This is a genomic window from Paenibacillus sp. P4_A7, from assembly GCF_056402455.1.
This window is the reverse complement of sequence record NZ_JBFUHJ010000004.1, coordinates 46,426-59,902: the sequence shown is the minus strand read 5'-3', so window position 1 is coordinate 59,902 and position 13,477 is coordinate 46,426. Positions and strand designations below refer to the sequence as shown.

The 13,477-nt window shown below is 44.5% G+C and carries 8 protein-coding genes and 2 pseudogenes; 6 read left to right on the top strand and 4 right to left on the bottom strand.

Going from position 1 to position 13,477, the window contains the following annotated elements:
- Positions 1–632: 632 nt before the first annotated feature.
- The gene (locus AC1DWN_RS01280; RefSeq protein ID WP_477557135.1) at positions 633–3,752 is read right to left on the bottom strand and encodes an S-layer homology domain-containing protein; all 3,120 of its coding nucleotides are present in this window, start codon (positions 3,750–3,752) and stop codon (positions 633–635) included.
- A 341-nt stretch (positions 3,753–4,093) separates the two neighbouring features.
- Here AC1DWN_RS01280 and AC1DWN_RS01275 point away from each other — a divergent pair, with 341 nt between their 5' ends.
- The 5 genes from AC1DWN_RS01275 to AC1DWN_RS01255 all read left to right on the top strand — a co-directional run bounded on the left by AC1DWN_RS01275 (position 4,094) and on the right by AC1DWN_RS01255 (position 8,427).
- Positions 4,094–4,288 (top strand): S-layer homology domain-containing protein, encoded by a 195-nt coding sequence (locus AC1DWN_RS01275; RefSeq protein ID WP_477557134.1) that lies wholly within the window; start codon positions 4,094–4,096, stop codon positions 4,286–4,288.
- Between the two features lie 549 nt (positions 4,289–4,837).
- Entirely contained in the window at positions 4,838–5,599 is a 762-nt protein-coding gene (locus tag AC1DWN_RS01270) for a prolipoprotein diacylglyceryl transferase (protein WP_477557133.1), read from the top strand.
- Positions 5,600–5,601: 2 nt separating this feature from the next.
- Positions 5,602–7,041, top strand: a complete 1,440-nt coding sequence (locus AC1DWN_RS01265) for a radical SAM protein (protein ID WP_477557132.1) — start codon at positions 5,602–5,604, stop codon at positions 7,039–7,041.
- Positions 7,025–7,330, top strand: coding sequence for a hypothetical protein (locus AC1DWN_RS01260; RefSeq protein WP_477557131.1), 306 nt, complete (start codon positions 7,025–7,027; stop codon positions 7,328–7,330). The genes AC1DWN_RS01265 and AC1DWN_RS01260 overlap by 17 nt, the downstream gene beginning before the upstream one ends.
- Positions 7,331–7,605: 275 nt before the next feature.
- The gene (locus AC1DWN_RS01255; RefSeq protein WP_477557130.1) at positions 7,606–8,427 is read left to right on the top strand and encodes an NAD(P)/FAD-dependent oxidoreductase; all 822 of its coding nucleotides are present in this window, start codon (positions 7,606–7,608) and stop codon (positions 8,425–8,427) included.
- Positions 8,428–8,467: 40 nt separating this feature from the next.
- On the opposite strand, the pseudogene AC1DWN_RS01250 reads toward AC1DWN_RS01255, so the two are convergent.
- Positions 8,468–8,719 (bottom strand): annotated as a pseudogene (locus AC1DWN_RS01250) (P-loop NTPase fold protein); the annotation flags it as partial.
- 921 nt (positions 8,720–9,640) lie between these two features.
- Here AC1DWN_RS01250 and AC1DWN_RS01245 point away from each other — a divergent pair.
- Positions 9,641–10,909 (top strand): annotated as a pseudogene (locus tag AC1DWN_RS01245) (saccharopine dehydrogenase NADP-binding domain-containing protein).
- Positions 10,910–11,183: 274 nt separating this feature from the next.
- Here AC1DWN_RS01245 and AC1DWN_RS01240 read toward each other — a convergent pair.
- Positions 11,184–11,804, bottom strand: a complete 621-nt coding sequence (locus AC1DWN_RS01240; RefSeq protein ID WP_477557129.1) for an SET domain-containing protein — start codon at positions 11,802–11,804, stop codon at positions 11,184–11,186.
- Between the two features lie 292 nt (positions 11,805–12,096).
- Positions 12,097–12,759, bottom strand: a complete 663-nt coding sequence (locus tag AC1DWN_RS01235; protein WP_477557128.1) for a serine/threonine protein kinase — start codon at positions 12,757–12,759, stop codon at positions 12,097–12,099.
- Positions 12,760–13,477: the final 718 nt, after the last annotated feature.

Sequence of the window (13,477 nt, the reverse complement as noted above, 5' to 3'; positions counted from 1 at the left end):
ATCCCATATTTGTACAAATCCCCTCTATTTTCGATAGATACGGACATATGTTCCGTTTTCAAATAACAGATCTGATGTCCGATCAGACTTTTGGGACAGCCCCATCTTTTATAAAAATTTCGTCCTATATGTGATAAGGTTCACCTCAATTAATCTTTACACGCACTTTTAGCAGCGTTCCTTATCACATATTGTAGACATTGTTGACTCTTTGTTGATCTTTCTTGCAAACATAAGACCCCTCGGGCAAGTTCGGGCACGATAAACCAAGTCCCTTTCCGACAAGCCGCCCTCGAAGGAATCTATGTTGGGCATGTACACCCGAAGCGAGCACAGCCCAGACTTGCTGCTTTTTACAGCCCTGCAACTTGTATTCTCTATTTGTGGCTGTACTTTCCCAAGGGCTTCATACACTTTTTACTCCCTGAGCATGGGGGCTACATCTATCGTCACTTCTGCAGCTCGACCTAATTGCAGGGGGTACTTCCCATGTCACTTTAACCGCCTACCACCAGCGCCTTCAAGCCAAGAGCCTGCCCAATCAATTGCCATCAAGGCGGTTTAACATTGTTTAACTGGGTAAGGTACTGAATACTAAAAAAAATCCCCCGTTTGGGGGATTAGAGGTTCATTTACCTGCTCTTCTGTTCCATCATTTTCAGCAAAATCGTTACAGCCTCTGCTCTTGTTGCATGATCATCAGGAGCAAATTCATTCATGCCTTTCCCAGTAATAATGCCAAGCTTCTTCATTGCTGCCACTGCGCTTTTCGCCCACTTTGGAATGGCCTTATCGTCCGCGAAGCCCGTTGCGGTAGCTGCATCGATAGGCTGACCCAGAGCGTTCGCGATCATCATTGCCATCTCCGAACGTGTAATTCCGGCATCCGGACGGAAGGTACCGTCCTCATAGCCCTTAATAATGCCTGCATGCACCGCTTGTGCCACCGCTTTCTGCGCCCAAGCTCCGATCTTCGCTGTATCGGTGAAGGATAGCGCCGCCCCTTCTCCTTGCGGTTTCAACGTATTCATCAGCATATCTGCAAATTCCGCACGAGTCACAGTAGAATTAGGTTTAAACGTGCCGTCCTTATAACCGCTGACGATTCCGCTGCTAACCGCTTGCTTAATGTTTGCCTCAGCCCAGTGTCCGGAAATATCACTAAAGCTCACTTCCGGCGCTTGACCTACAGCGAATACAGCAAATGTCCCAAAGTGATTGACCTCTATACTAATGTGATTGCCATTTACAATACCGCCGACTTCTACCCATGACTTCTTCGCTTCGTCATAATAGAATACAGATGCCTTTTGGTAGCTCTTCAAGCTCGCAGGATCGAATAAGAAGGTCAACGTTACCGGTTTATTAAAGTTCTCAGGGACGTTTTTCGAAATCTCAAAGATCGGGCTCGCTAGAACCTCTTGATTCTTCAGTAGATTTTTTATGTCTACCAATTTCTCGATCGTTACTTTCAATTCTTTATCTATAGCATTGGCAGGTATCATGATTGTGACCTCATCCCCTAAGCTAACCTCGCCTGTTTTGCACATGGGAAGCGTTAGCTTACCATCCTTGGAGGTAACTTTGTCGTCGCATGGGGTCGAACCGCCGCCACTGTATGGTGCCTGATCGCGTGTCACAGTAACTGTATAGGTCTTCGTAGTCAATCCATCCATTGCCGTGACGGTAACCGCAATCGGATTCTCCCCCACCTTTAAAGGTACGCTGAACGAAGCTACATTGTTGTATACGACGCTAGTAACCGAACCGGATGCAACCGATACATCCACTGTCGCCATCGGATCTCCTAGCATGGGTGTGATCGTCACTGCAGCAACGCTAGCAGCGACAGATGCCGTGTAAGACGTTGTGCCAGGTGTAAACGACGGGCTGAGCGTTCCCTCCGTGAGTGTTAATCCAGTTATATGAGTGTTTTTATTTAAAATAAATTTTCCAATTTGTCCATCAAACATATAAGGAATCCAATACAGTACATACAGACTCCCACTATTGTCCACCGTTACTCCGTAAGGAGCATTGAAGTTAACATCCCCAGGATTACTGCCCCTCCATTGCGTAACGTAAGTACCGCTGGAAGTAAACTTCTGTATACGGTTGTTATCTTTATCCGTCACATACACGTTTCCGCTAGTATCAACTGCTATTCCTATAGGATGATTGAGTTCTCCATCACCGCTGCCATATTTCCCCCATTGCGTAAACGTACCTTTGGAATCAATCTTCTGTATACGATGGTTACCATAATCCGCCACATACACGTTTCCATTAGTATCAACTGCTATTCCTGCAGGGGTATTGAATTCTCCATCACCGCTGCCTTTACTTCCCCATTGCGTGACGTAAGTACCGCTCAAATCAAACTTCTGTATACGGTTGTTGTTACTATCCGCCACATACACTTTTCCGCTAGTGTCTACTGCTATTCCTGTTGGGGAATCGAATTCCCCATCACCGCTGCCAGATTTCCCCCATTGCGTAACGTACGTACCGCTGGGATCAAACTTCTGTATACGGTTGTTGTAATAATCAGCCACATACACGTTTCCGCTTGCATCAAATGCTATTCCTCGAGGGGAATTGAATTCTCCATTACCGCTGCCTTTACTTCCCCATTGCGTAACGTAAGTACCACTGGAATCAAACTTCTGTATACGGTTGTAGATAGAATCTGCCACATACACGTTTCCGTTGCTATCTGTTGAAATTGAATTTGGACTAGGGACTGATTTTCCAAATCCCCCCCATTGCGTGACGTAAGTACCGCTCAAATCAAACTTCTGTATACGGTTGTTGTTTTTATCCGATATATACACGTTTCCGCTAGTGTCTACTGCTATTCCTAGAGGGTCTTTAAATTCTCCATCACCGCTGCCAGATTTCCCCCATTTCGTAACGTACGTACCTCTGGAATCAAACTTCTGTATACGGTTGTTGATGTCACCTTCCACCACATACACGCTTCCGCTAGGATCAACTGCTATTCCTAGAAGAACATTGAATTCTCCATCACCGCTGCCATATTTCCCCCATTTCGTAACGTACGTACCGCTGGAATCAAACTTCTGTATACTGCTTTTGAAATAATCTGCCACATACACATTTCCGCTAGCATCAACTGCTATTCCTATAGGGTAATAGAATTCTCCATCACCGCTGCCATATTTCCCCCATTTCCTATCGTAAGTACCACTGGAATCAAACTTCTGTATACGGAAGTTGAAAGTATCTGCCACATACACATTTCCGCTAGCATCAACTGCTATTCCTATAGGGTAATTGAATTCTCTATCACCGCTGCCTTTACTTCCCCATTGCGTGACGTAAGTACCGTTGGAATCAAATTTCTGTATACGGTTGTTTGCACTATCCGTCACATACACGTTTCCGCTAGTGTCTACTGCTATTCCATGAGGGTCTTTGAATTCTCCATTACCGCTACCAGATTTCCCCCATTGTAAAAGGTAATTACCCTTGGAATCAAACTTCTGTATACGATTGTTTCCACCATCCACCACATACACGTTTTCGCTAGGACCAACTGCTACAAGTTGGGGTTCATTGAATTCCCCTCCCACTATCGGCAATTTAAATCCCCCAGCTGTAGGGACTTCATGAATACCGTCTGAAGATACGGCTGCATAAGCTGTGGTTGAGAAATGAACAGAAATAGCACCCATCAACAACACGACAGCCATTAACCAATACAATCCTTTTCTACGTATTATTAACATCTTGCATCCTCCTAATATTATGAATAAAGTAAGAACTCACGCTGGATAGCCGCATCAATACCAACCACCTAATTACCCAGTTTCCTCCATTTTAAAATACTTTGATTCTTAATTTTACCCTCTTGCCTTCGCGCATTCTATTATCCGAACGTAGCATTATAGTCGAATTCGGGTATACTTTCATTCTCCTCACAGGCAAAAAAAAGAAGACAAGCTCTCTCCTAAGAGAAAACTTGTCTGATTACAATCATTATGTTTTTTTCAAGTAGCTGTTAACCAGTTGCGTTCGATTCCTGACATTCAACTTCCGAAATAGCTCTTATTCGAACAGTGCGTACGTTGTGGCAGATCACGCTGTGAGCTTTACCGATGTGCAAATGCACTGGAGTCAATCGTTTGTCCAGCTTGCCGCGGCCAAAGGGCTTGTGGAAGGCGTTGGAGACGGTAAATACAATCCCAGCAAAACGGTGTCGAGAGCGGAATTCACCGCCATGCTGGTCAGGGCGTGGGCCGCGGCACATCGACCGGCAGCGTAACGCCCTATGAAGATATTCAACCTGGCGCGTGGTATTTCGACGAAATAGCGCAAGTAGGAGCTTGGACTGCTGGGGTTTGCGAGTGACCAACGTTTCATGCCCGATCAACCGCTGACCCGTGAGGAAATGGCGAGTATGCTGGCGGCTGTGATTACCCTGGAAAAGCTACCGATCACAAAGGAAAAAATCTTTGGGCCGGTTCAACCACTCGAAAGAGGAGGGCTACCAGCCCTTTCTTTGTGTACATACAGAGATCTGTATGGTGTATCGAAGAGAATACGAGCAAGCGCTCGGCTCGAATACTTATGAAAATGCTTTAATCTGCCACTTAACAGCCTACTCCAATCACTCCAGCTGTCGGATTCACTTCGGGAGTCCCTTTGCCATTCCTTTCATCGCCGAATCCAAGAGTACCGATTAATCTTAGTTTCTCCTCGGGTATTTCGATGTCACTCTAACACACCTGATCCATTGTGAACATAAAGGATTATCTACTGCCGCTAGCGAATGTATAGAAAATAAATCCATAAAACGAAACTGGAGAATGCGATGACCTTCCCTATTTGGATCAATCTTGGCTTTATAAAGCTGCATCCTCACGCGGTATTTGAAGCGCTCGCTTATTTTATCGGCTTTCGAGTGTACCTCTACACCCGCAGCAAAGACAAGCTTCCGATTGTGCAGGGCATGTGGGTCATTGTCGGGGCCATTCTAGGAGCTGCCATCGGGTCTAAAGCGTTGTATTGGCTGGAGGACCCCCTGCGGACGATCGAAAACTGGCGCAGCTACACCTATTTAATGGAGGGCAAAACGATAGTCGGAGGATTGCTAGGAGGACTGATCGGTGTTGAGTGGATGAAGAAGCGTGTCGGCATTACCCGTTCCACTGGCGATGATATGGCGCTACCGATTATGGTAGGCATGATCATTGGGCGCATCGGCTGCTTTATGACCGGGCTTACTGATCATACCTACGGCACGCCGACAACTTGGATGACAGGCATTGATTTTGGTGACGGCATCCACAGACATCCGACACAGCTATATGAAATTGCTTTCTTGCTTCTGCTTGGCGGGATGCTCTATCGATGGAAAAAAAGAGCCGTATTTCCTGACGGAGCGATTTTCCAACTTTTTATGGCGGGGTATCTCTTGTTCCGCTTGGCCGTCGATTTTATAAAGCCGACCCCTCATCTTTATCTCGGGCTTAACAATATTCAGCTGGCTTGCCTCGCAGGCTTAATCTATTACTTTGCTTTGATATACAAGTGGCAGGGGCAGCCGCTACGCTCACATAGGAAGGAGTTGTAACGATGACAACGAAAAACAGACCCTACATTTTCTACGAGCTAACGAACAGCATCTGTTCGAAATGTTTGCGCAAGGTCGAAGCTAAAGTCATCATTGAGGACAATCAAGTGTTTCTGCTCAAATATTGCGGACAGCACGGACGGGAAAAGGTACTGATTGCAAGCGACGCCGCCTATTATAAGAAATGCCGTGAATTCCTGAAGCCTGCGGAAATGCCGCAGCACTGGAACACACCGATCCGCTACGGTTGTCCATATGATTGCGGACTATGTCCCGATCATGAGCAGCATAGCTGTCTGACACTGCTAGAGGTCACAGACCGCTGTAATCTGCAATGTCCGATTTGCTATGCAGAGTCCTCCCCGCACAAGGACTCGTGGCGCTCACTAGAGCAGATCGAGAAAATGCTCGATGCCATCGTCCGCAACGAGGGCGAGCCCGACATTGTGCAAATTAGCGGGGGAGAGCCTACAATTCATCCGCAGTTTTTCGAAATACTGGACCTCGCCAAAAGCAAGCCAATCAAGCATATTATGTTAAACACCAATGGCCTCCGTATTGCTCAGGACCGTAGCTTTGCCAAGCGGTTAGCAGAATATATGCCCGGCTTTGAAATTTACTTGCAGTTCGACAGCTTCCAGGAGGAGGCGTTGCGAGAGCTTCGCGGCGTTGATTTGCGCGACGTTCGCCGCCGGGCTTTAGAGCACTTAAACGAATTCAATATCTCGACCACACTGGTCGTTACGCTCAAAAAAGGACTGAACGATCATGAGATCGGCGACATTATTCAGTTCGGCCTCAAGCAGCCCGCCGTACGCGGTGTAACCTTCCAACCTATCCAAGCAGCAGGACGATTGGAAGATTACGATCCGGCGAGGGATCGCTTGACCCTTAGTGAGGTGCGGCAAGGAATAATTGACCAATCGGGCATTTTTCGCCCTGAGGATATTATTCCGGTGCCATGCCACCCCGATTGTTTGGCGATGGGCTACGCCTTAAAGCTTGGCGGGGATGTGCTGCCGCTTACCGGATTAATGGACCCTCAAATATTACTAGAGGGCGGCCGCAACACGATCGTGTTCGAGCAGGATCAAACACTTAAGTCAAAAATATTCGAGCTGTTCTCAACTGCTCATTCCCCTACCTCTTCAGCGCTTTCACTGAAAAACCTGCTATGCTGCTTGCCGATGGTCGCCGTGCCTGACAATATTAGCTATGATAATGTATTTCGTGTCATCATTATGCAGTTTTTAGATCCATACAATTTTGATGTACGCTCCGTCAAAAAATCTTGCGTTCACATCGTACACCCCGATGGGCGAATCATTCCTTTTGACACGTACAATATGTTCTATCGCGGTGATCAGGAGAAGAAGCTGGCCGAGCTGAGAAATGAATTTGACATGCGCCCGGGAGGTAAAACCAATGAGTGGAATGAGTGATGAGGATAACAAGCAGCTAGACGTATCGCCTTCTGGCAAATCGCCTGGCCATACCAAGCAGGTATGGCTCGGAATCGGGCTGTTGGCCGTGCTGCATTTATTGCTTTTTCTTTTCCCTATCGCCTTTTTCTTTATCAGCTTCGCACAACTCTTATACCTAATTCCTGCTATCCTTATTTTCCGTAAAAAAAGCGGTATCATTCAAGGATTACTGATTGGCGCTGGCATTACTTTTCTGTTGAACACTGCCTGCTTCGGTCTCCTACTTAGTGGCAATTTATCTCTATAAACCTTGCTAATTCAGCTACTTTAGATCCTTTCTCCGACTTCTTGTTGCAATCTATTGAATGGAAAGCCAAAAGAGGGCCGTAACAGCCCTCCTCTTGGCAACCTGTCACAACCCCAAAATCCGCGTCCTAAGTTGCCTATCGGCTTTAACTCTTCCCCCACCGCCACCGGATTCCCACTATCTGAACTCCAATCGCTCCAGCTGCCCTCGTATGTTATGACGTCGGATTATCATGACGCCTATGCTACAATAGGGTGACAAAGGGGGAGGCATTATTGAGTAAACAAAAAATCGTGATTATTGGCGCAGGGATTGTCGGGGCGTCAGTGGCCTATCATCTGGCCAAACGAAATCAAGATGTAACCGTTATTGAACGACACCCCGCCGCGGCTCGTGAAGTCACTGAAAAATCGTTTGCCTGGATCCATACGACTCATAGGGTGGCTCCCGAATACTGGCATTTGTACGATGCGGCTTTAGAAGAATATCATACGCTTCAGCAAGAACTGTCCGAACTACAAATTCATTGGCACGGAGCGCTGACTTGGGACTATCCAACCCTAAGGGAGCAACTCCACTTTCAAAAACTAAACCGGGAGCAGCTTGAGGCATTGGAGCCGAATCTGAAGGAATATCCGGATGAAGCGATGTTTGTCAGCGAAGAAGGTGCGGTGGACCCGATAGAGGTAACGGAGCTGTTGTTGAGCAAAGCGCGGGAGTACGGAGCAAAGGTTCAGTTCGGTACCAACGTTACACAGCTGCAGCAAGAAAATTCCCGCCTGGTCGGCGTCCACACGTCCAAGGGTTTTCTGGAGTCGGATGTCGTGGTATTGGCCGCAGGTACAGGCGTACCCGAACTTTGCAACCCGTTAGGTTGTCCCGTGCCGGTAACGTCGTCGCCTTCCATTCTGATTCGGATGAAAACTACGAATAAGCTGATACGCACATTTTCTCTATATCAGCAGAACTTAACATATCTCCTAAATTTTCTACCACTTCACCCTGTCCAGCCAAAGAGGCCAGCGGTTTCCCAAATCGCTTTATCAAATCCCCAACTTTTTCAACAGATGTTGATAATGATTGATCGATGCTACTAGCTAAATCAAAGAAAAACCCTTTCAACAGTTGTTCTTCGTCTCCAAATCTCCAAGGATTAAATTTCATACAAACTACATGCGTGTGCTTGTTTAACTCATGTTGTATAAAATTTAAAACAGATGTTTTGCCCTCACCCCATGCGCCATTAATACCGATCGCGATGCTACTTTTATCTCTTCTTGTTGCAATAACTTGAGCAACCCGTTGAGCAAATGGCCATCTTTTAAATACATCACCTTCTGGATGTTTAATTGGGGCATCAGACGAATAAGCATCTATTGAGTCGGACATATTTTTCTACCACCTTTTCACGTATCTGAATTCCAAATATTATAAATATATTAACTCACATTGATAGGGAACTTGCAAATAATTCAGTAAATTCAGTCATTCAATTGGACACAAAGAAAATAACTCGTCCAACTTCTCTAAAGCTTCTTGCTGGAGGGTTGGGAACAAGTGCGAGTACCGATTAAGAGTGTTAGTGATTTAAACATGAGATCTGAACGACATCAAAAACCAATTTGCAACGTACTTGTTGATTCTACGTTGATTTCATGCTTACTTAATGTTTAAGTGTTGATTTAATACTATACTAGAATAAAATATTTATAATACTTTACAACATGCACATACAAATTGGAGCCGGTTAGCCACTCGAAAGAGGAGGGGTTACCGGCCTTTCTTTGTGTACATACAGAGGGCTGTACGATGTATCCGAGAACATACGAGCGTACGCTCATATCAATCAACATAGAAATAGGACGAAGCAGTGGCCGCGTCCTGATCTCGTCCTATTGTCCATTTGAATCATTCCCGCCTACAAGCTGATATTGATTGAAATAAATCAATAAAAATCTCTTCAAACATCGGTGCAATAAGATTATTGTTAATTTTAGCTCCAGACAATGCATGACCTATGAAAAAGCAACTACGGGCTTTTCTTTCAAGAATATCAAAAAACCCATTTATAGTATATACCGTTCTATCAAAAATTTCGCCCTATTTATGATACGGTTCACCGTAACTCCTCTATCAGCTAGTTAGTTGCCCCCTCTTAACCTATTACTTTCAAAATCACCACTTCTTCAACTGCTAAATTTCGTTCTTTTTTTAAAATCTCTCTTATTGATGGACAGAAACACTTACGTTACGACTAGTAGAATTATATATTAAAACATACAGCATAATGACTTTGAAGGGAGTGTTAAGATGTTGAATTGTACAAAACCTTCTACCTTTACGATATTAGGCAGCAGCGGAGGTGTTGCAAAAGCGGTATTAGCCATTCTGAATCAATCCGTTCAAGATAAAAATGACCCTATACACCCCATCCTTAGCCAATCGTAACTTCACCTCATTGATATCAATCAAAAGGATAAAGCACATTTTGATCAACTATTCCCCCACCTTTCGAATCAACTCAAGCTCCACCAGCTAGATCTTAAGAATGTAAACGACTTTCGTGAACACCTTATTAAAACAAATACCGAAGTAGTTATTGATGTATCATGGGCCGATACCATTGAGATGCTGAACTGCTGTAACGAATTAGGTGTATTGTACGTTAATTCAGCCCTTGAGAATACGCAGGTCGATGAAGACGAGAGTCTATACGGTTTCCCCCTTTCGGAGCGATATTCTAGATATGAAGCTAGTAAAAATGATTTTAACAATACAACGGCCATTGTATGCTCCGGTATGAATCCGGGTGTCGTACAATGGATGGCTCTAAAACTGATGCAAGAAAATCCAGACCAAAAACCTTTAGCCTGCTACATTGTTGAGCATGATACTTCCTTTTTTGCAGACCAAACTTTAATCGAACCTAACACCATCTATACTTCTTGGTCGGTCGAATGTTTCTTGGATGAAGCTATATTAAGCTATCCGATGTTTGCCCATCATCATTTGCCGCATTATTTTTATCAAGAAGTCTATGCAATGGAATTCAAAGTAAGGTTAGGAGACAAGGAATTTTACGGTTGTCTGATGCCGCATGAAGAAGTGTATACACTAGGTAAATTATTTGATATACAACTCGGATTTATTTATCGTGTCAGTGAATTTACTACGGAATTAATCCGAAACAATTTAGATCATGTAGACGATTTATGGGATTGGAATCAGCGCTTGATTAATCCAGAAAAAGGCGAGGTTGAAGGTGAAGACCTCGTTGGGGTTCTTTTGGTTTACGAGGATATGGAAAAGTTTATGTACAATTCGATGAAAAGTAGTGACATTTATCCACAGTACAAAACAAGCGCCACATACTTCCAAGTCGCATGCGGCATTTATGCAGGCTTGGCCAGCCTAATCCTAGATGATATTCCTAAAGATATTTTTTATGTTGATGAGCTTCTGCTCAACTCCGAAAGCAAGTACGGAGAATATCTAACCTACCATATGACCGACTTTGTCACAGGAGAAAATAAAGACTCTGATGGATTACTTCATCAAAGATTGAAATGGACTGAATAACTGATCGTGGATGAGTGAAGGATTAGTGGTGATGAGATCAATAATACGAAGCACGATCATCCAAAAATGCCCCTAACCTTTTTCCAAAAAAAAAGTCTCCCTCTTCATATGTGCGACAGAAACAGCACATCATGAGAGGGAGATAACTATGTTTGGCCCCGTAATACACTGGTCTGACTAGTATATTACTAAAAGTTTTAATTGCGATCTTTCTTTCTATGCAAAAGGCTGACCCTGAGTCACCTCCGATGACTTTAGGGACAGCCCCGTTCCGTTATGCTTCGTCTTCTTCGTCATCATCTTCCGACTCGTCTACGAAAAGAGTAAGAATGGATGGTAACGGTAGAAGTCCCGCGGCTACTGCTTTTACTTCTTCAGCATATTCCTTTTTGATTAAATGTTTCAGCGGTTGTTCGACACTATTGAAATACTTAAACGCTTCCCTCGCCATTTCATCCCATTCCTGAGAGAAATACAAATAATCATCCGCTCTCACTCTTGTCCGAGATGTTCCTTCCTCATGCACGCATTCAAAATCTTCATCCACTCCAACAATTCCATAATCACATGTCAATTGTTCCCCAAGGTGTATATCCCTTCCAGCTAAATTAAATTCAAACACCGTATCGATACAGGTCGGATGGAAGCTATGATTCATGTATTTTGCATGGTCCCAATGTAAAATATGATACTCACCGTCGTCACTTAAATAAGAATATTTATCCACCACTCTCCGCCGAAGTTCATCAAGGGATTCAACGAAATCCTTCTTTAATGTCATTTCTAAGTCATCCGAAATCCAAACAATGGTTCCTTTTGGAATAAATTTTGTGGCAACAATGCCGACACCTATCACATCGTTGATAAAGCGGAGTTCTGTATCCGGATGCATCATGATTGTGAGCTCATCCTCCTTTTTAAGACTGAAATATAATATTCATTCTTAAAAAGAAGGGATACGTTCATAAAACTATTTTCGGCAAAGATCGGGACCAAAAAAGGCAATAATCCCTCAAACTACAGCTGATTGCCCAAAAATTTGCGTTATTTATGGTACGATTCTCCTTAACGATCATAACGGCGAAAAACGCAAAAGAGCTGGCCGCGGCACGAGTATGAAAAAGAACAAAAACCGCTAACCCCAGCATGCGATACTTTACATTACGAGTTTGCGGTTAAAAACCATTTTACATACCTTTCTTGTGTAACTCACTCGAAGTTCGCGCCAAACTGCGGTATTTCCGGTAGCCCCGGCGCACAAGGTGCAGCAGGAGCTCCGGGAACGGCAGCCTGCGCAGCCATGGGAAATAAAAGTGATCGTAGGCGCGCTTCAAATCGTCCCACATCGAGCAATCGTCTTCTTTCAAGAAATCCGATACGTCGACGACCAAGCCTCGGCCGTTGTGCTGCATCACATTTTTGCCATGCACATCATGCGGTGTCAGTCCCCGGCTAACCGCATACTTCAGCGCTTCATCGATATCGTGCAGCACTTGACGCGAAATCGGGATGCCGCGCAACACACATTGATATAGCGTAACGCCCGTTAGTCGGCGCAGCACGAGATAAGAATCGCCCGCATATAGGCATTCGGAATAAGCCGGGTGCTTGCCTAGCCGTCGATATATTTCTTTTTCATCCTCTAAGCCCGGCCGCCCCGGCGCGTACACCTTCACCACCATATCCGGATAGCTTGGATGCATCAACACAGCCGCATAATTACCCGCTCCGACAAGCTGCCACGGCTTAGGGACACTATAAACGACGATCGGGTCATAAGGCCGCTCACTGGCAAGCTGCAAATTCGGAAGCAATTGTGCTTCAATTACTTCGATCCAGCGCTTCTGCACGTACCTGTCACCCCCATCTATTATTTTGTGGTATTATACAAAAATATTTAGCAATATGCTAGAACAAAATTACCCTGCACATTCATCCACAATGAAATTAGGAACTGGGTCTATGCATCCACATTCTAGACACACATAATCGATAAAAAAGTTGTTCATACACTACTTCTGCCAACATCTGTTCACGTTTTGCCATTGTCTGTTCTTTCTCCTTAGAGATTTTCTGCATGCAAAAAAGGCTCATTCCAATTTCAACAAGTGGAATGAGCCTTCTAAGTATGGTTAAGTATAGTTATCTATTTTCAGTGTTTTGGAGGCTTTTTCAAATTCTAATTTTCCCTTTATCGACCTTTTTCCGACCAAAAAATTTGCGTTATTTATGGTACGGTTCCCCTCGTTTGATCTTCAACTGCCGTTAGTCAAATTACTGCTGACAACCTTTTGTAAGAAAGTAGTCCAGTCCCTATCGAGCGTTCGAACGCCTACGTGAATAACAGATGTAATGACTCTCTACGGTTGCTGCAAAAACTTGTTGGTTCCATGTTGATTCCACTCACGCACACATAGAGTGTTGACTTCAATGTGAAAGGGCTGAATTACCGTATTGACCACAGCCTTCAGATTAAGAAAGTCCGGACATCATAGTGTCTATTAAGAGTTTACGAGCATGCGCTCGATTCGGGGTTTCATGAAAGTATTTGCAACAGCCGTATGTTGA

Excerpts from the sequence above, each read along its gene's own strand:
- AC1DWN_RS01280 (WP_477557135.1), bottom strand. The coding sequence starts at position 3,752 with ATGTTAATAATACGTAGAAAAGGATTGTATTGGTTAATGGCTGTCGTG.
- AC1DWN_RS01270 (WP_477557133.1), top strand. The coding sequence starts at position 4,838 with ATGACCTTCCCTATTTGGATCAATCTTGGCTTTATAAAGCTGCATCCT.
- AC1DWN_RS01265 (WP_477557132.1), top strand. The coding sequence starts at position 5,602 with ATGACAACGAAAAACAGACCCTACATTTTCTACGAGCTAACGAACAGC.
- AC1DWN_RS01260 (WP_477557131.1), top strand. The coding sequence starts at position 7,025 with ATGAGTGGAATGAGTGATGAGGATAACAAGCAGCTAGACGTATCGCCT.
- AC1DWN_RS01240 (WP_477557129.1), bottom strand. The coding sequence starts at position 11,804 with ATGATGCATCCGGATACAGAACTCCGCTTTATCAACGATGTGATAGGT.